The organism is Klebsiella sp. BIGb0149, assembly GCF_004362605.1.
Classification (GTDB): domain Bacteria; phylum Pseudomonadota; class Gammaproteobacteria; order Enterobacterales; family Enterobacteriaceae; genus Klebsiella; species Klebsiella terrigena.
Genome location: NZ_SNYG01000002.1, coordinates 779,079 through 797,459 on the forward strand (window position 1 = coordinate 779,079; position 18,381 = coordinate 797,459).

Here is an 18,381-nt window from a genome sequence, read left to right on the forward strand (position 1 = left end):
CACACATCACCTGAAAGCGCGTAACATACACCGCCGGGGAAAATCTTTCTTTGAAGCGCTACAAGAAAATGAACATTCATGGCCGAGATCACACTTCTTAGCGCCTCGCTCTCTTATGACAGAACAAAAAATAAGCAAATATTTCCCCTTCCACAAACAGCTTCTACAGTTATAGGGAGGAGAATTCTGCGGGAGGGGAAGAGATGACGCTTTATACGATTGGCGAAGTAGCCCAGCTTTGCGATGTTAATCCGGTAACGCTTCGCGCTTGGCAGCGGCGCTACGGACTGCTTAAACCTCAGCGTACCGACGGCGGCCACCGCCTGTTCAACGAGCAGGAAATTGACCGCATCCGCGAAATTAAGCGCTGGATTGACTCCGGCGTTCAGGTAGGAAAAGTCAAAACGCTGCTCGCCGACAGCGACCCGCAGGAGGAAGGCGGCTGGCGCGAACAGCAGGAGATCGTGCTGACGCTGCTCCACGACGGCAGCTACCATCGCCTGCGGTCGTGGATAAAAGAGCGCAGCCACAGCTACTCCGCGCACACCCTGGTCAACCACCTCTTCATTCCTTTACGCCACCGCCTGCTCAGCCCCCAGCCGACGCTTATCGCGCTGCGCGGCATTCTCGACGGGATCCTCATCAACCATATTGCGCAAAGCCTCGCCAGCGCCTGGAAGCGCCCCGGCAGCCACGCGCTGGTGGTGGGCTGGAACAGCGGCGACATTACCCGGCTGTGGCTCGAAGGCTGGGTAGCCAGCGAACAGGGCTGGCGGGTCGACGTCGTCGCCCACTCGCTGACGCAGATTCGCCCGGAGCTGTTCCCCGAGAGCACCCTGCTGGTGTGGTGCGGCGAAACGCCCGCTCCCGCCGAGCAGGAGCAGCTGCTGGAGTGGCAGCAGCAGGGGCGCGTTATCTGGCTAAATAGCAATTAATGTTTCATTAACACCTGCGCTTCACCGTATAATCGCCCCGTTAACATCAGGAGCCTATTATGAAGCCAGCAAAAATTGCGGTTATTACCCTGTTCTTATTTATGGCTATCGGCGGGATCAGCGGCGTTATGCTTGCCGGTTACTCCTTTATCGTTCGCGGCGGTGTCGGCTGATTCGCTGATTCAGCCGCTCAAATCCGCGGTCGACCACGATCGCCGCCAGCGCCACCAGCAGCGCCCCCTGCAGAACATAGGCGGTATTAAACCCGCTCAGGCCAATGACGATCGGCGTGCCGAGCGTATTGGCCCCGACGGTTGAGGCAATCGTCGCCGTTCCCATATTGACGATCGTCGAAGTGCGAATACCGGCCAGCATCACCGGCGCCGCCAGCGGCAGCTCGACTTTTACCAGCCGCTGCCAGCCGGTCATCCCCATTCCCTGCGCTACCTCAAGCGCCCCCGAGGGCACCGCGCTCAGCCCCGCCAGCGTGCCCTGCAGCACCGGCAGAATGCCGTACAGCGCCAGCGCGATCAGCGCCGGCTCCCAGCCAAACCCCAGTACCGGAACCGCAATCGCCAGCACCGCCACCGGCGGAAAGGTCTGCCCCATGGCGGCAATGGTCTCCACCAGCGGGCGAAATTCGCGGCCCGCGGGGCGGGTTACCGCAATCCCCGCCCCTACGCCGATAAGCGTTGCCGCGAGGCTGGAGAGCGCCACCAGCCAGCAGTGGGCGAGGGTCAGGGCAAGAAAGCTCTGCTGCTGATAGACCGGGCGCGGCAGCTCCGGAAACAGGGCGCTAAACAGCGGCGCGCTGTAGGGAAGCGCCAGCAGAATGGCGATAAACAGCGCCAGCAGCCACAGCAGCGGATCACGCAGAACCTTCATGCCGACCCCCCTCGCGCAGCAGATCGGCAAAATGCAGCGTCCCGCACGCGGCCCCCCGTTCATCCACCACCGGCAGCACCTCGCGGCGGTGGGCCACGAACAGCGACAGCGCTTCGCGCAGCGTCATCGCCACGTTGAGGGTATCTCCGGCGAGACGTTCATCGCGACGCAGATAGTCGCCGACGCCGCGCAGCGACAGCAGGCGCACGCCGAGCTCGCTGCGGCCAAAAAAGGTCTCAACAAAGTCGTTCTTCGGCTGCAGCAGCATCTGCAGCGGCTCCCCCTGCTGCACCACTTCCCCGCCGTCCATCAGCACCAGGTGATCCGCCAGCCGCAGCGCCTCGTCAATATCGTGGGTGACCAGCACGATCGTGCGCCCCAGCAGCCGGTGAATGCGGATCATCTCCTGCTGGAGCGCCTCGCGAGTCACCGGATCGAGCGCGCCGAAGGGTTCGTCCATCAGCAGCACCTCCGGATTGGCCGCCAGCGCCCGCGCCACGCCAACCCGCTGCTGCTGGCCGCCGGAAAGCTGGTGCGGATAGCGCGCCCGCAGCGTGGCCTCCAGCCCCAGCAGCGCCATCAGCTCATCAACCCGCGCCGCCACTTTTTGGCGCGGCCACTTCTGCAACTGCGGGACGGTGGCGATATTCTGCGCCACCGTCCAGTGGGGAAACAGGCCTATCGACTGGATGGCGTAGCCCATCCGCCGGCGCAGCGCCAGCACCGGCTGCTCGCGGATATCCTGGCCGGCGAAGCGGATGGTGCCGCTGTCGTGCTCGACCAGCCGGTTGATCATCTTCAGCGTCGTCGACTTGCCCGAGCCCGAGGTGCCGATCAGCACCGAGAATGCCCCTTCCCGCAGGTGCAGGTTGAGGTTTTTCACCGCCGGCTGCCCGGCAAACGATTTGCTTACGCCGTCAAATTCAATCACCGGCCTCTCCTTTTAGCAACGCGCCCCACAGCGCAAAAAGCGCATCCACCACCACTGCCAGCGCAATCGTCGGGATCACCCCGAGCAGCACCAGGTCCAGCGCGCTGCTGAGCAGGCCCTGGAAGACCAGGGCGCCAAATCCCCCGGCGCCGATCAGCGCCGCCACCACCGCCATACCGACGGTTTGCACGCTCACCACCCGCAGGCTGCGCAGCAGTATCGGCAGCGCCAGCGGCAGCTGTACCTGCCAGAAGCGCTGGAAAGCGCTCATGCCCATCGCCGCCGCGCTTTCCAGCGCTTCGCGCGGCACCTGCTGCAGGCCGGTGACCACGCCGCGCACCAGCGGCAGCAGCGCGTAGAGCACCAGCGCAATCAGGGCGGGCGCCGTTCCGGTGCCGGAGATGCCGGCCTCAGCCAGCGCGGGAAAGCGGCGCGTCAGGCCGGCAAGCGGCGCAATCAGCAGGCCAAAGAGCGCCACCGAAGGGATAGTTTGAATGACGTTGAGGCAGGTAAACACCGACGCCTGCCAGCGCGGCTGCCGCCAGACCCACACGCCCATAGGTACGCCGATGAGCAGAGCGGGCAGCAGCGTCCCGAGCAGCAGGAGCACGTGCTGGCGCAGGGCATCGTCAAAGATATCCTGGCGGCTGGCGTACTCTTTTAGCAGCGAGAGCGAGTCAAGCCTCCCCGTCGCCAGCAGGACGCAGGGAATCAGCCAGATTTGCGCATTGAGCAACCAGCGCCACAGGGTGCGTGCCGTCAGGCGCCGTATCGCATCGCTGGCCAGCAGCAGGCACAGCGCCAGCGACAGCCACAGGCCGCTGCCCGGCGACGTGCGCGCCAGCGACGACCCGCTTTGCGCCAGCTGCAGCGCCGCCTGCCCGCCGCCGTACCACAGCAGCGGCAGCAGCGCATCGGCTATCAGAAAGGTTAACAGCAGCGGTAAGCGGCCCGGGAGCGCGCAAAGCAGCAGGACCGCAGCCGCCATGCCCAGCTGCGCGGCGGCCAGCCACGGCCAGCTCTGCCACAGCCAGCGCGCCTCGCCGGAGAGCAGCCGGTTCGGCGCATAGTTAACAAACGGCAGCGCCACCATCATCAGCAGTAAAAGCGCCAGCAGCAGAGAAACGCGGTTATAGCAACGAATAGCCACCAAAACCTACTTCAACAGCCCTTTTTGCTGCAGATAATCTGCGGCAACTTTCTTCGCATCCAGCCCTTCCACCGCAATGCTGGCGTTAAGCTGCTGCAGCGTTTTTTCGTCAAGGCTGGCGAAGATCGGCTGCAGCCACTGCGCCATCTGCGGATAGGCCTTCAGCACCGCTTCGCGCACCACCGGCGCCGGGGCGTAGATCGGCTGCACGCCTTTCGGGTCGCTCAGCGTTTGCAGCCCGAGCGCGGCCACCGGCCCGTCGGTCCCGTAGGCCATCGCCGCGTTGACGCCGGAGGTCTGCTGCGCCGCCGCCTTGATGGTCACCGCCGTGTCGCCGCCGGCCAGCGACAGCAGCTGGCTTTGATTAAGCTTGAAATCGTAGGCCTTTTCAAAGGCCGGGAGCGCATCCGGGCGTTCGATAAACTCCGCGGAGGCCGCCAGCTTGAATTCGCCGCCCTTTTGCAGATAGCCGCTCAGGTCGGCCAGCGAAGTGAGATGATTTTTTTGCGCCACATCCTGACGCACGGCGATGGTCCAGGTGTTATTGGCCGGTGCGGGCGTTAGCCAGATGAGCTTATTCTTCTCGGCGTCCAGGGTTTTGACCTTCTCATAACCCTGCTGCGCGTTTTTCCACGCCGGGTCGTTCTCCTGCTTAAAGAAGAAGGCCCCGTTGCCGGTGTACTCAGGATAAATATCTAATTCGCCCGCGGTAATGGCGCCGCGCACCACCGGCGTGGTGCCAAGCTGAATTTTATTCACCGTTTTTACGCCGTGGCTCTCAAGAACCTGCAAAATAATATTGCCCAGCAGCGCCCCTTCGGTATCAATTTTTGAGCCTACTTTAACCGGCTCAGCCGCCTGCAGCGGCAGGCTCACCAGGGCTGCCAGCGCCAGCGCGCCCGACCATTTGCTTGCAATCCTCATCCCGCTTCCCTCTTTAATTTGCGCCCCATTTACAGAAGCTTAAGAGAAAAGCGTAGCGCAAATGCGCGATGAAAGGAAAAGAAAAGGCCGGTTACCCGGCCTGATAGAGGAGCAAAGTCGGCGCATCGCGCCGGCCCGAACTAGAGCAATTCAAACTCACCCTGCTTCACGCGAGCGGAATCGACGCCGATAAAGACGTTGAATTTGCCCGGCTCGGCGGCGTATTTCATTTTCTGGTTCCAGAACTTCAGGGCGTCGACCTCAATCGGGAAGCTGACGGTTTGCGTCTCGCCCGGCTTGAGGGTCACGCGCTTGAAGCCGCGCAGCATTTTCACCGGACGGCTCATCGAGGCGGTCACGTCCTGCAGGTACAGCTGGATAACCGTGGCCCCTTCGCGCTTGCCGGTATTGGTTACCTGCACGCTGGCGGTCACGCTGCCGTCGGCCTGCATGGTCGGTGCCGACATTTTGACGTCAGAGACGCTGAAGGTGGTGTAGCTCAGGCCGTAGCCGAACGGATAGAGCGGGCCGTTGGCCTCGTCGAAGTAGCGCGAGGTGTACTTATTCGGCTTGTCGGCGTTGTAAGGACGACCGGTATTGAGGTGGCTGTAGTAGACCGGGATCTGCCCGACCGAGCGCGGGAACGACATCGGCAGCTTGCCGGACGGATTGGCGTCGCCGAACAGCACGTCGGCAATGGCGTTGCCGCCTTCGGTGCCGGCAAACCAGGTCTCCAGCATCGCGTCAGCCTGCTGATCCTCTTTGACCAGCGCCAGCGGGCGACCGTTCATCAGCACCAGAACCAGCGGTTTACCGGTGGCTTTGAGGGCGCTGATTAAATCGCGCTGGCTCTGGGGCAGCGTGATATCGGTGCGGCTGGAGGCCTCGTGCGCCATCCCCTGCGCTTCGCCGACAACCGCGACAACCACGTCGGACTGCTTCGCGGCGGCGACCGCCTCGTCAATCATCGCCTGCGGCGTGCGCGGGTCGACCTGCACCGCTTTTTCATACAGGTTGAGGAAATCTACGATGCCTTTATCGTCAGTCACGTTGGCGCCGCGGGCGTATACCACCTTGCCCCGATCGCCGAGCGCCGTTTTAATCCCGGTGAGCACGGTAACCGACTGATCGGCAACCCCCGCCGCCGACCAGCTGCCCATCATGTCGCGCTTGCTGTCGGCCAGCGGCCCGATAACCGCCACGGTGCCCGATTTTTTCAGCGGCAGCGTCTCGAGACGGTTTTTCAGCAGAACCAGGCTTTCACGCGCCACTTCCCGGGCCTCTTTACGATGCAGGCGGCTTTCGGCGTTGGTGTCCTGCGGGTCTGACTCCTTCGGCCCCAGGTGGCTGTACGGATCGTTGAACAGGCCCATGTCGTATTTGACGTTGAGCACGTGGCGCGTGGCGTCGTCCAGCTCCGCCATCGTCACCTTGCCGGACTTCACCAGATCCGGCAGGTATTTGCTGTAGTACTCGTCGCTCATGCTCATATTGATGCCGGACTTCAGCGCCACGCGCACCGCATCCTCCGGGTCGGAGGCAACGCCGTGCTTGATAAGCTCTTTGATCGCCCCGTGGTCGGAAACGGTAATGCCCTTAAAGCCCCAGTCGTCGCGCAGCACCTCTTTGAGCAGCCACGCGTCGGAGGTGGCCGGGGTGCCGTTGAGCGAGTTAAGCGCCACCATGACCGCGCCGCTGCCGGCATCCAGCCCCGCTTTGTACGGCGGCATATAGTCGTTGAACAGGCGCTGCGGGCTCATATCGACGGTGTTGTACTCTTTACCGCCCTCCACCGCACCGTAGGCGGCGAAGTGCTTCACGCTGGTCATCACCGAGTAGCGGTCCGCCGGGCTCTTGCCCTGCATCGACTCAACCATCGCCTTGCCCATCATGGTGGTTAAATAGGTATCTTCGCCAAAGCCCTCGGAGGCGCGTCCCCAGCGCGGATCGCGGGAGACGTCCACCATCGGCGCCCAGGTCATGTTGAGGCCATCGTCGGCGGCTTCATAGGCCGAAATACGCCCGACGGTGTTCACCGCGTCGAGGTTAAAGGAGGAGGCCAGGCCGAGGCTAATCGGGAAGACGGTGCGCTGACCGTGAAGCACGTCGTAGGCGAAGAACAGCGGAATTTTCAGCCGGCTGAGCTGCATTACCTGGTCCTGCATCACGCGGATATCCGAGCGGGTCACGGTGTTAAAGATAGCCCCGACCTGGCTCTCTTTGATCATCTCGCGGATCGCCTCTTTTGGGTTATCCGGCCCGACGCTAATCAGCCGCAGCTGGCCTATTTTTTCGTCCACCGTCATCTTCTTCAGCAGTTCGCTGACGAAGGCATCCCGCGCCTGCGGAGTCAAAGGATGGTTGCCGAACAGTTCATCCGCCAGCGCGGGTTGCAGCGCCAGGCTAACGGCGAGGCCTACAGTACAGAGCCATTTCATGGTTATCTCTCTTTCTTCCAGTAGCGAGGATTTTGGCGAAACCTATACTTTATCAATTTCGAACTGCGGCGCTCGTCGTTCCGACGCCGGCCCGTAAAGGGCGAGGCCGGCGGCGCGCAGCGGGTAAGGCGACAAGTATAATAAAAACCGCAGTTTGCCATAAACATAGGCGAGACGCCTGTAGAAAGCTCGGCTTCTGCTCTGATTTTTCGCAACATTCTTGCACCAAATTGTCATACAAAGCGCTATTCTTAGTGCAGAATTTTTTGTCCCACCACAAGGAGTGGATCATGTCATCTGCAGCAACATCACAAAACAACGCATTTCTGACAGAGCTGGCGCGGCTGGTTGGCTCCTCGCACCTGCTAACCGATCCGGCCAAAACCCAGCGCTATCGCAAAGGGTTCCGCTCCGGCCACGGCGACGCGCTGGCCGTGGTCTTTCCCGGAACGCTGCTGGAACTCTGGCGGGTGCTGAGCGCCTGCGTGGAGGCCGATAAAATTATTCTCATGCAGGCGGCGAATACCGGCCTCACCGAAGGCTCCACCCCGAACGGCAACGATTACGATCGCGACATCGTGATTATCAGCACCCTGCGCCTCGACAAGCTGCATCTGCTGGGTAAAGGCGAGCAGGTGCTGGCCTTCCCGGGCACCACGCTCTATTCGCTGGAGAAGGCGCTGAAGCCGTTTGGCCGCGAGCCGCACTCGGTGATTGGCTCCTCCTGCATCGGCGCATCGGTCATCGGCGGTATCTGCAATAACTCTGGCGGCTCGCTGGTTCAGCGCGGCCCGGCCTATACCGAGATGTCGCTGTTTGCGCAGATTGATGAGCAGGGCAAGCTGCGCCTCGTTAACCATCTGGGCATCGACCTCGGCACCACCCCGGAGCAGATCCTCAGCAGCCTCGACGACGATCGAATTAAAGATGAAGACGTCCTTCACGACGGCCGCCACGCCCACGATCATGATTACGTCACCCGCGTACGCGACGTCACCGCCGACACGCCGGCGCGCTACAACGCCGACCCCGATCGCCTGTTTGAGTCTTCGGGCTGCGCCGGCAAGCTGGCGGTCTTTGCCGCCCGTCTGGACACCTTCCCGGCGGAAAAGCGCCAGCAGGTGTTTTACATCGGCAGCAACAGGCCTGAAGTGCTGACCGAAATCCGTCGTCATATTCTTGCTGAATTTAAAAATCTGCCGGTGGCGGGGGAATATATGCACCGCGATATCTACGATATCGCCGAGCGCTACGGCAAGGACACCTTCCTGATGATCGACAAGCTCGGCACCGACAAAATGCCGTTCTTCTTCACCATGAAGGGCCGCACCGACGCGATGCTGGAGAAGGTGCCGCTGTTTAAGCCGCACTTCACCGACCGCTTTATGCAAAAAATCGGTCACGTTTTCCCGGCGCACCTGCCGGAGCGAATGAAAATCTGGCGCGATAAATATGAGCATCACCTGCTGCTGAAGATGGCGGGCGACGGCGTCGAGGAAGCCCAGGCGTGGCTGACGGAGTACTTTAAACAGGCCGAGGGCGATTTCTTCGTCTGCACGGCGGAAGAAGGCAGCAAGGCGTTCCTGCACCGCTTCGCCGCGGCGGGGGCCGCCATCCGCTACCAGGCCGTTCACGCCGACGAGGTGGAGGATATTCTGGCGCTGGATATCGCCCTGCGCCGCAACGACACCGAGTGGTTTGAGCATTTGCCGGCCGAAATCGACGACCAGCTGGTCTATAAGCTCTACTACGGTCACTTTATGTGCCACGTCTTCCACCAGGACTACATCGTTAAGAAAGGCGTGGATGCCCACGAGCTGAAGGAGAAAATGCTGGTGCTGCTAAAAGCGCGCGGCGCGCAGTATCCCGCCGAGCACAACGTCGGGCATCTTTACGAAGCGCCGGAGAGCTTAAAGCAGTTCTACCGCCAGAACGACCCGACCAACAGCATGAACCCGGGGATCGGCAAAACCAGCAAGCAAAAATACTGGGGCGAGCGCCGGGAGAGCGACGGCAGCGCCTCGTAGGCGCAGAGGCTAACCGCGAACTTCTTCGGCCTGACCTCGCCCGCGTGCGGCCGGGCCGAAGAACGATCCCTGCCGGGGCTATTCATCTACCGGGGTTATGTATTACGCTGCATGCCGAAGAAAACGCGTCCCCGGTAAACCTGGCTTAAGGAGCCCCACCATGTCCGAAGCGGATATGTTACACAGCGCTGAATTAGAAATCCGCGAAGCCCTGCCCGATGATGCTCACGCCATCGCCGCGCTGTACGTCTGGCACGTCCTCAACGGGCGCGCCTCCTTTGAAGATATTCCCCCCACCGTCGACGAAATGCGCAAGCGGATTAAAACCGTACGCGACAACGGCCTTCCGTGGCTGGTGGCGCTGTGGCGTGGGTCCATCGTCGGCTACTGCTACGCCACCTTTTACCGCCCTCGCCCGGCCTATCGCTACACCCTTGAAGAGTCGATTTACGTCGAATCAGGCATGGGCGGACGCGGCATCGGCAGCGCCCTGCTGTCGCAGCTCATCGCGAAGTGCGAGCAGGGGCCGTGGCGGCAGATGCTGGCGATCATCGGCGACGGGCACAATAACGCCGGTTCGCTGGCGATCCACAAAAAATTTGGCTTTAGCGTGGCGGGGCAGCTGCGCAGCGTGGGCTACAAGATGGGCGACTGGCGGGATACGCTGATTATGCAGCGCCGGCTTGGCGACGGCGATCTGACGATCCCGGAGTAGATGTGGGCGAGAACCCGCAGCGGCGTCGCCTGCGGGGAGAGCGCAAAAGCGCCGGGACGGGCAATCCCCGAGCCGGCGCTTTGGGCAAAGCCTGGCGTCCGATTAATCGTTCTGCGCGGTCTGCGCGCCGCCTTTCAGCATCGCATCCGCCATCTGCGCTTCGCGCTGCTTTTTATAGCTCAGAGCCGAAGCCGGAACCGGCATCACCTTCCCGGTCTCAATCCACGTCCGCAGGCGGCTGGCGTCGGCAAAGTGCGTATATTTGCCGAACGCATCCATCACCACCAGCGCCACCGGGCGCTGATTAATCACCGTGCGCATGATCAGGCAGTGGCCCGCGGCGTTGGTAAAGCCGGTTTTGGTCAGCTGAATATTCCAGTTATCGCGATACACCAGGTGGTTGGTGTTGCGGAACGGCAGCGTGTAGGCCGGCTGGGCGAACGTGGCCATATCCTCTTTGGTGGTGCTCAGCTGGCCAATCAGCGGATACTGCTCGGTCGCAATCAGCAGCTTAGTCAGATCGCGCGCGGTCGAGACGTTATGGATCGACAGGCCGGTCGGCTCGACGTAGCGGGTATGGGTCATGCCCAGCGCCTGCGCCTTGGCGTTCATCGCGCGAATAAAGGCGTCATAGCCGCCGGGATAATGGTGGGCGAGGCTCGCGGCGGCGCGGTTTTCTGAAGACATCAGCGCCAGCAGCAGCATGTTGCGGCGGCTGATTTGGCTGTTCAGGCGCACGCGTGAATAGATCCCCTTCATTTCCGGGGTGTGGCTGATGTCCACGCTCAGCATCTCATCCAGCGGCAGATGGGCATCAAGGACCACCATGGCGGTCATCACTTTGGTGATGGAGGCCATCGGGCGAACCAGATCCGGCTGGCTCTGGTAGACAATTTTTTTACTCGCAAGATCGACGATCATCGCGCTACCGGAAGCGATATCCGGCTGCATGGCGTGAACGGTCGCGGGGGTTTTTGCTATCGCCTGGGGCGCAAAAGGAACAGCCAGCAGCAAAGTCAGGCTGAGCAAAGAAACTCGAAATTTCGGCATGGTGAGCATTCTGAAAAGTATTTTTGCACGTTTGTACGTACGCTGCGGCGCTGAAGCAAAAACGACGCTGGCGGGAGCAATCATACCGCGCCACGGCCGCGCCTGGCTAATAAGAATAGTGAGCAAATGCTGCATTGCCAGCATAAAAATCCATTTATGCTGGCAATGTACGTTGTTAGAACAGCCGGTATCCGTAGCCCCACAGGATAACGGTTATCGCCAGCAGCACTTCCAGCACCAGCACCCCGATTGCGAGGGTGGAGCTGGCAAAGCTTAGCCCCTCTTCACGATTGATACTCAGGAAGGTTGGGATCCCGAGATAGAGCAGGTAGCCGGTGTAAAACAGCGCCACCGTGCCGACAAACGCGCACAGCCACACCAGCGGATAGAGCGCCACGATCCCGCTTAAAAACAGCGGCGTCGCGACGTAGCCGGCAAACACCATGCAGCGTTTTAGCGAGGGCCGCTGCGGATAGCTTCTCGCCATCCACCAGATGACCCGCCCCATCACCGCCACCCCGGCGAGCATCACGGCATAAAACAGCACCGCGAGCGCCAGCCCGGTAAACAGCGACGGTTTTATCACGGTGCCATCGCCGAAGTTCCAGCCCAGCTGCGTGGTGCCAATAAACGCGCAGATAACCGGAACCGCCGCCATGACCAGCACGTGGTGCGTATAGTGATGCGAAATCGTTTCGTTTTCGCTCTTGATAACGCTCATCTCTTGATTCGGATGAGAGAAGAGTCCCCAGACATGGTTCATAGCGTCCCCCTTGTCACGGCTTCGTACAGCAGTGATACAAGTATAATTCACCCTGAGAGATTATTTTGCGTACAGCGATAAAAAGGCACTTAACCTCATTTTAAGCGCCAGGGTGTATGCTTAGGCTTTAGGGTAAAAACGTCGCGTCATTCAGGACGGTTAAGAGTGGCGGCCGGGCCTGGCACAGGCCGCGCGTCGGCGCTGCCGGAAAGATGCCGCGAGGAGGGAGGATTTTTTGTATGGATATCAATAACCTGATTTCCCATTATGGCTACGCTGCGCTGGTCATCGGCAGCATAGCGGAAGGCGAAACTATCACCCTCCTTGGCGGGGTGGCGGCGCATCAGGGCTTATTGAAGTTTCCGCTGGTGGTCATTTCCGTGGCGCTGGGCGGGATGATTGGCGATCAGCTGCTGTACCTGCTCGGCAGGCATTTTGGCGGCCGGCTGCTGCGACGCTTTTCTCGCCAGCAGGCGCGGATCCGTAAGGCGCAGCGCATGATCCAGCGCCGCCCCTACCTGTTCGTCATCGGGACGCGCTTTATGTACGGCTTTCGCATCATCGGCCCGCTGCTGATCGGCGCCAGCCGCCTGCCGCCGAAGGTCTTTCTGCCGCTCAATATCCTCGGGGCGATCGTCTGGGCGCTGCTGTTTACCACCCTCGGCTACCTGGGGGGAGAAGCCATTGGCCCGTGGCTGCATCATCTTGATGGTCATCTCAAGCACGCAGTCTGGCTGATCCTTGCGGTTGTGCTGGTGTTCGCCGCGCACTGGTGGCTAAAGCGCCGCGAGGCGCAGAGGAAAGAGTAGCCGGATGCCCGACCGGCGCTGCCGCCGGGCAACGCCGCTACTTCGCGGCCTGGCGGTAGCCGCCGCCCAGCGCGGAGGTCAGCTGAATGTTGGCGTCCAGCCACTGACCGTGCAGGCGCAGCGCGGAAATCCGCTCTTCGAGCGCCGGCAGCTTCGCCATACTCACTTTCGAACCCGGCAGGATCCCGGCGTTCATCCGCGCCTGCGCCAGATCCACCATCCGCCCGGCGTCTTTTTCGACCTGCTGCTGCTGCTGATTTTTCTCCATCAGGGTCTCTACCTGGCTCGCCGCCTTCGCTACCTGATTCACCGCGTCAACGACCGCTTTGTTATACTTTGCCACCGACAGATTGTTCTGCGCGCTGACGATATCCAGGTTAGCGTTCAGGCGGCCGCTATCAAAGACAGGCAGCGTCAGGCCCGCTGAGATCCCCATCTGCTGCGCCGAGTGGCGGAACAGATCGCTTAAGTGCAGGGCATCCTGCTGCAGGAAGCCCATCAGGTTAATATCCGGATAGAACGCCGCTTTCGCCGCATCCACCTCGCTTAAAGAGGCTTCGATATACCAGTGCGCCTCCTGCAGATCCGGGCGGCGCGCCAGCAGCTCGTAGCCCAGCTCGGTCGGCATCTGCGTGCTGACGGCGGGCAGAGGCGCCGGACGGAGGTTCAGCGCCCGGCTCTGGCCGTTGGTTAAGGCCATCAGACGCGCCTCAATCTCCTTCATGCTGCCGGTGACATCGGCCAGCTGCTGATCGGTTTTGCTGACGTTGATATCGTTCTCCGCCCCCTCAACCGAGTTGGTGATCCCACGCTGGTACAGCGCGCGATCGACGCTGACGATATTGTTCTGCTCATCCTTCAGCTGCTGCAGCACGTTTTTCACCGCCGCCTCGGTCTGCCACTGCCAGTAGAGGCGCGCCACGCTGCTGGCCAGCAGCTCCCGGGTTTGCGCCTGCTCGGCTATCTGCGCCTTCACTTCGCCGATGCGGGCCTTCACCAGCGCGCGATTTTTCCCCCACAGATCCAGATCCCAGCCCGCCGTCAGGCCGAAGGTGCCGTTGGTGTACCACGGCCCGGTGTTGCCATCGGTATCGGTCGCGAAAGGCCCCATCAGCCCCTCTGAGGACATTTTCTGCCGCTCAACGTTGGCGGAAAAGTCCATCTCCGGGCCAAGGTTGGCCTGCGACATCCGCGCCTGGGCTTCCGCCAGCTTTATCCGCTGGTCGGCAATCTGCATATCCGGCGCGTTGGCTAAGGCGCGCTGAATCAGGCCGTTCAGCTGCGGATCGCGGTACTCTTGCCACCAGCTGTCGTGCGGCCAGCCGTTTTTCACGCTGGTAGGCAGCTCCGTTGCCACATGGGAGGCAGGGGTCTGCTGCTGCGGCGCGGTGCCGGTATCGTGTGACGGCGCGCAGCCGGCCAGCGCAATGACCAGGGGCAGCCCGGCGATAACGCGTTTGCTCAGATTCAGGTTCATGAGATAGGTCAGATGACTTAATAAGGTCGGTTATAATAAATTAATTGCCTTCGCGCCGTTAAGTAAAGCGTGTGGCTTGCCAAATCATATGGTTAAAAATAAATAAATGAATTCACGGAGTGAACATGAGCCAGAATATTTACGATGATCCGCGTTTTTTCGCCGGCTACGCTACCCTCGACCGTTCGGTAAAGGGCCTTGACGGCGCGCCGGAGTGGCCCGCCATTCAGCAGATGCTGCCGCCGCTATCCGGCCTGCGGGTGGTCGATCTCGGCTGCGGCTACGGCTGGTTCTGCCGCTGGGCTCGCGACCAGGGCGCGGCGCAGGTGAGCGGGCTGGATATCTCCAGCCGCATGCTCGAACGCGCGCGCGAAATGAGCGAGGGTCAGGATATTGACTACCGCTGCGCCGATCTGCAGACCCTGACGCTGCCCGCCAACGGCTGCGAGCTGGTCTACAGCTCGCTGGCCCTGCACTATCTGCCGGACGTGGCCCCGCTGTTCGCCACCGTTTATCAGGCGTTAACCCCCGGCGGCACGCTGCTCTTTTCCGCCGAACATCCGGTCTATACCGCGCCGCTGCGTCAGGGCTGGCAGGAAGATGCCGCGGGGCAAAAAAGCTGGCCGGTCAGCCACTATCAGCAGGAGGGTGAGCGCATCAGCAACTGGTTTGCCGATGGGGTAAAAAAACAGCACCGCAAGCTCGCCAGCTGGATAAACCTGCTGGTTGCCGCCGGCTTCGTGATTGAACATCTTGACGAATGGGGCCCGACGGCGGCGCAAATTGCCGCCCAGCCGGGCCTCGATGAAGAAAAAGAACGGCCGATGATCTTTTTACTGCGCGCGCGTAAGCCGGCGTAACCGGCTGGCGGCCCGGAGCGGCTTACTCTTTCAGGCTGGCGCCGTTGCTGGCAATAACCTCTTTATACCAGCTAAAGCTCTTCTTCCTGCTGCGCGCCAGCGTACCTTTCCCCTCGTCGTCACGATCGACGTAAATAAAACCGTAGCGCTTGGAGAGTTCGGCCTTCGAGGCGCTCACCAGGTCGATGGGCCCCCAGCTGGTGTAGCCCATCAGCTCGACGCCGTCGTCGATAGCCTCCCGCGCCTGCAGCAGATGATCGTTCAGGTAGGCGATGCGGTAGTCATCATTGATGCTGCCGTCCGCTTCGACCTTGTCCTTCGCGCCGAGGCCGTTTTCCACGATAAACAGCGGCTTTTGATAGCGATCCCACAGGACGTTAAGCAGCGTGCGCAGGCCCAGCGGGTCGATTTGCCAGCCCCACTCCGAGCTCGCGAGGTGCGGGTTGGGCACCATGCTGAGAATGTTACCGCGCGCCTTTTTATTCAGCTCCTCGTCGGCGGTCACGCAGCCGGTCATGTAGTAGCTAAAGGAGATAAAATCGACGGTCTCCTTCAGCGCCGCGCGGTCGGCGTCGGTTATCTCAAGGCTGATATCCTGCTCGCGGAAATAGCGCAGCATATAGCCCGGATAGGCGCCACGGCACTGCACGTCGCCGAAGAACTGCCAGCTGCGGTTCTGCTGCAGGGTCTCAAAGATATCTTCAGGACGGCAGCTGAGCGGATACATCAGGCCGCCGAGCAGCATATTGCCGATTTTCCCGTCTTCGACTATCTCATGGCAGGCCTTAACCGCCAGCGCGCTTGCCACCAGCTGATGATGTATCGCCTGGTAGACCGCCGCCTTGCTGCTGCCCTCCGGCAGACCGACGCCGGTCATCGGCGCATGCAGGGACATGTTGATTTCGTTAAAGGTGAGCCACAGCTTGACCTTATGCTGATAGCGGGCAAACACCGTGCGCGCATAGCGCTCAAAGAAGCCGATGACCTCGCGCCCGCCCCAGCCGCCGTAGTTTTTCACCAGCGCCCACGGCATTTCGTAATGCGACAGCGTCACCAGCGGGGTGATGTTGTGCTGCGCCAGCTCATCAAACAGCCGGTCATAGAAGGCCAGTCCGGCTTCGTTCGCTTCGCTATCGTCGCCGTTGGGGAAAATGCGCGTCCAGGCAATCGACACCCGCAGGCAGTTAAAGCCCATCTCCGCGAACAGGCTGATATCTTCCGGATAGCGGTGGTAGAAGTCGATGGCGATATCCTTGATGCCGCTGTCGCCGGCCACGCGTTCAACCACGTCGCCAAATACGCCGTGCGGCTGAACGTCTGACGTCGACAGCCCCTTCCCCTCTTCAAGATACGCCCCTTCCACCTGGTTTGCCGCGGTCGCGCCGCCCCATAAAAATGTTTTTGGGAATGTCTTCATCTCTCTCTCCTGTGATTAATGGCTGACGGACAGCAGCGGCTGGCCGGCGTCAACCACGCTGCCAGATACAATATCAACGCTGCGATAGCCGTCGCTGTTACTGATAATAATCGGGGTTGCCAGGTCATAGCCGGCATCCAGAATCGCCTGGCGATCGAACTCCAGCAGCAGGTCACCGGCCTGCACCCTGTCCCCTTCCTTCACGTGGGCGGTAAAGGGCTCGCCGTTGAGCTTAACGGTGTCGATACCGACGTGGATCAGCAGCTCAATGCCGCTGTCGCTGAGCAGGCCAATCGCGTGTTTAGTCTGGAATAGGGAGGCCACTTCGCCAGAGAACGGGGCGATGACCTTGCCGGTGGCGGGAATGATCGCCACGCCCTGCCCCAGTAGACCGCTGGCGAAGGTGCCGTCGGGAACCTTCTCCAGCGCCAGAACGCTGCCGGACATCGGGGCCAGAATATCGTTTTCGCCTGCCGGAGCGGTGACGACGGCGGCCTCCCCGGCGCCGCTCTTCGGCATCCCGGCGACAAAGGTCAGCACGCAGGAGATAACCAGCGCGGCAACGATACCGATCGCGCCGCCCCACAGGGTGGTGTCAATGCCCTGCGGCGGGATCATCTGCGCAAGGGTGAAAATGTTGGCAAAACCGAAGGAGTAAACGTGGGTGTTGCTAAAACCGACAATCGCCCCGCCGATCGCCCCGGCCACGCAGCCGAAGATAAACGGCCGACGCAGCGGCAGGTTCAGGCCGTAGATAGCCGGTTCGGTGACGCCAAAAATCCCGGCAGAGATAGCCGACCCGGCCAGCACCTTCTGCCGCGCGTCGCGGCTGCGCAGGAAAATCCCCAGCGCGGCCCCCACCTGCCCCATCACCGCCGGCAGCAGCATCGGCAGCATAGAATCCTGACCGAGCACCGCCAGGTTATTGATCATCAGCGGCACCAGCCCCCAGTGCAGACCAAAGATCACGCACACCTGCCACAGGGCGCCCATTGCGGCCCCTGCCAGCCACGGCGCAACCGCGTAGATAATCTGGTAACCGTGGGCCAGCAGCTGGCTCAGCCAGGTGGCAACCGGGCCGATAGCCAGGAAGGTCAGCGGCACCACCACCGCCAGGCAAATGGCCGGGGTGAAGAAGTTTTTCATCGCTGCCGGCAGCACCGCGTTGCTGCGCCGCTCCAGCCAGCAGCTGGCCCACGAGGCGAGAATGATCGGGATAACCGACGAGCTGTAGTTGATAAAGGTCACCGGAATGCCGAGGAAATACGCCGCCCCGGCTCCCGATACCTGGCTGGCCTCAAAGGCCTGAATCATCAGCGGGTGGGTTAACGCCCCGCCGATAACCATGGTGATAAACGGATTGCCGCCAAACTTTTTGCCGGCGGTATAGCCTAAAAAGAGCGGGAAGAAGAAGAACAGCGAGTCGCTGGCGGCAAACCAGATCTGATACGTCGCCTGCTGCGGAGCCAGCCAGCCGCACACCACCGCCAGCGCCAGCATGCCCTTAAGGATCCCCGACGCCGCCAGGACGCCGATAAACGGGGTAAAGATGCCGGACACCACGTCAATAACCTGACCGAGAACCGAGGTTTTCTCGCCCGTTTCCGCCGCCGGCTCGCTGTCGTCGGTCAGCCCGGCTTCGCTGCGCACCGCCTGCCAGACGTCGTGAACGTGGTTGCCGATCACCACCTGAAACTGGCCGCCGCTTTCGACCACCATAATGACGCCCGGATTCATCTTCAGCCCTTCCGCGTCCGCTTTTTTATTTTCTTTAAGCTTAAAGCGCAGCCGTGTAGCGCAGTGAACCAGACTCACAATATTCTCTTTGCCACCAACCCGGCTAAGAATATCCTGCGCGAGTGCTTTATATTCCATGCTGTTTTCCTTGACTTCAGCCGCCCGCGGGCGGCCCGTGACTGAGTGTTAAAATAAAAAAAAACCCGAGAACAACGCCGGATGGCGTCGCGCTCAGGTTTTGCCTGCGTTATGCAGTAACAATC

Annotated in this window: 15 protein-coding genes and 1 pseudogene; 6 read left to right on the forward strand and 10 right to left on the reverse strand. The window is 61.2% G+C overall.

The window, feature by feature from the left end:
- Positions 1 to 203: 203 nt before the first annotated feature.
- Both EDF75_RS10415 and EDF75_RS10420 read left to right on the forward strand, forming a co-directional pair.
- Positions 204 to 935: a MerR family transcriptional regulator gene (locus EDF75_RS10415; protein ID WP_133599075.1), complete on the forward strand. Its 732-nt coding sequence runs from the start codon at positions 204 to 206 to the stop codon at positions 933 to 935.
- Between the two features lie 59 nt (positions 936 to 994).
- Positions 995 to 1,108 carry a protein YohO gene (locus EDF75_RS10420; RefSeq protein ID WP_071844955.1) on the forward strand — a complete coding sequence of 38 codons (114 nt, stop codon included), beginning with the start codon at positions 995 to 997 and terminating at the stop codon, positions 1,106 to 1,108.
- Here the strand turns inward: EDF75_RS10420 and EDF75_RS10425 are convergent.
- From EDF75_RS10425 to bglX, 5 genes are all read right to left on the reverse strand, one after another.
- Positions 1,083 to 1,820, reverse strand: coding sequence for an ABC transporter permease (locus EDF75_RS10425; protein ID WP_133599077.1), 738 nt, complete (start codon positions 1,818 to 1,820; stop codon positions 1,083 to 1,085). The genes EDF75_RS10420 and EDF75_RS10425 overlap by 26 nt on opposite strands.
- The gene (locus EDF75_RS10430; protein WP_045855838.1) at positions 1,804 to 2,751 is read right to left on the reverse strand and encodes an ABC transporter ATP-binding protein; all 948 of its coding nucleotides are present in this window, start codon (positions 2,749 to 2,751) and stop codon (positions 1,804 to 1,806) included. Before EDF75_RS10430 ends, EDF75_RS10425 begins: the two co-directional genes overlap by 17 nt.
- Positions 2,744 to 3,901 carry an ABC transporter permease gene (locus tag EDF75_RS10435; protein ID WP_133599079.1) on the reverse strand — a complete coding sequence of 386 codons (1,158 nt, stop codon included), beginning with the start codon at positions 3,899 to 3,901 and terminating at the stop codon, positions 2,744 to 2,746. Before EDF75_RS10435 ends, EDF75_RS10430 begins: the two co-directional genes overlap by 8 nt.
- 6 nt (positions 3,902 to 3,907) lie before the next feature.
- Positions 3,908 to 4,825 carry a glycine betaine ABC transporter substrate-binding protein OsmF gene (gene osmF / locus EDF75_RS10440; RefSeq protein WP_133599081.1) on the reverse strand — a complete coding sequence of 306 codons (918 nt, stop codon included), beginning with the start codon at positions 4,823 to 4,825 and terminating at the stop codon, positions 3,908 to 3,910.
- A 140-nt stretch (positions 4,826 to 4,965) separates the two neighbouring features.
- Positions 4,966 to 7,263, reverse strand: a complete 2,298-nt coding sequence (bglX, locus tag EDF75_RS10445; protein WP_133599083.1) for a beta-glucosidase BglX — start codon at positions 7,261 to 7,263, stop codon at positions 4,966 to 4,968.
- A gap of 290 nt (positions 7,264 to 7,553) precedes the next feature.
- On the opposite strand from bglX, the gene dld reads away from it, so the two are divergent.
- Positions 7,554 to 9,290: a D-lactate dehydrogenase gene (dld, locus tag EDF75_RS10450; RefSeq protein ID WP_133599085.1), complete on the forward strand. Its 1,737-nt coding sequence runs from the start codon at positions 7,554 to 7,556 to the stop codon at positions 9,288 to 9,290.
- 160 nt (positions 9,291 to 9,450) lie between these two features.
- Complete coding sequence (locus EDF75_RS10455) at positions 9,451 to 10,005, forward strand: GNAT family N-acetyltransferase (protein ID WP_041146457.1); 555 nt, start codon at positions 9,451 to 9,453, stop codon at positions 10,003 to 10,005.
- Positions 10,006 to 10,107: 102 nt separating this feature from the next.
- On the opposite strand, the gene pbpG is transcribed toward EDF75_RS10455, so the two are convergent.
- Positions 10,108 to 11,055, reverse strand: a complete 948-nt coding sequence (gene pbpG / locus EDF75_RS10460) for a D-alanyl-D-alanine endopeptidase (RefSeq protein WP_095100767.1) — start codon at positions 11,053 to 11,055, stop codon at positions 10,108 to 10,110.
- Between the two features lie 175 nt (positions 11,056 to 11,230).
- Complete coding sequence (locus EDF75_RS10470) at positions 11,231 to 11,818, reverse strand: Yip1 family protein (protein ID WP_041146458.1); 588 nt, start codon at positions 11,816 to 11,818, stop codon at positions 11,231 to 11,233.
- A gap of 239 nt (positions 11,819 to 12,057) precedes the next feature.
- Between EDF75_RS10470 and EDF75_RS10475 the strand changes: the two genes are divergently transcribed.
- Positions 12,058 to 12,627, forward strand: a complete 570-nt coding sequence (locus EDF75_RS10475) for a DedA family protein (RefSeq protein WP_133599087.1) — start codon at positions 12,058 to 12,060, stop codon at positions 12,625 to 12,627.
- A 37-nt stretch (positions 12,628 to 12,664) separates the two neighbouring features.
- Here the strand turns inward: EDF75_RS10475 and mdtQ are convergent, their stop codons facing one another.
- Entirely contained in the window at positions 12,665 to 14,104 is a 1,440-nt protein-coding gene (gene mdtQ, locus EDF75_RS10480; RefSeq protein ID WP_133599089.1) for a multidrug resistance outer membrane protein MdtQ, read from the reverse strand.
- Between the two features lie 125 nt (positions 14,105 to 14,229).
- Here mdtQ and EDF75_RS10485 point away from each other — a divergent pair, with 125 nt between their 5' ends.
- The gene (locus EDF75_RS10485; protein WP_133599091.1) at positions 14,230 to 14,964 is read left to right on the forward strand and encodes a class I SAM-dependent methyltransferase; all 735 of its coding nucleotides are present in this window, start codon (positions 14,230 to 14,232) and stop codon (positions 14,962 to 14,964) included.
- A gap of 22 nt (positions 14,965 to 14,986) precedes the next feature.
- On the opposite strand, the gene EDF75_RS10490 is transcribed toward EDF75_RS10485, so the two are convergent.
- Positions 14,987 to 16,381, reverse strand: a complete 1,395-nt coding sequence (locus EDF75_RS10490; RefSeq protein ID WP_133599093.1) for a glycoside hydrolase family 1 protein — start codon at positions 16,379 to 16,381, stop codon at positions 14,987 to 14,989.
- Positions 16,382 to 16,396: 15 nt separating this feature from the next.
- A pseudogene (bglF, locus tag EDF75_RS10495) lies at positions 16,397 to 18,369 on the reverse strand (PTS beta-glucoside transporter subunit IIABC).
- Positions 18,370 to 18,381: the final 12 nt, after the last annotated feature.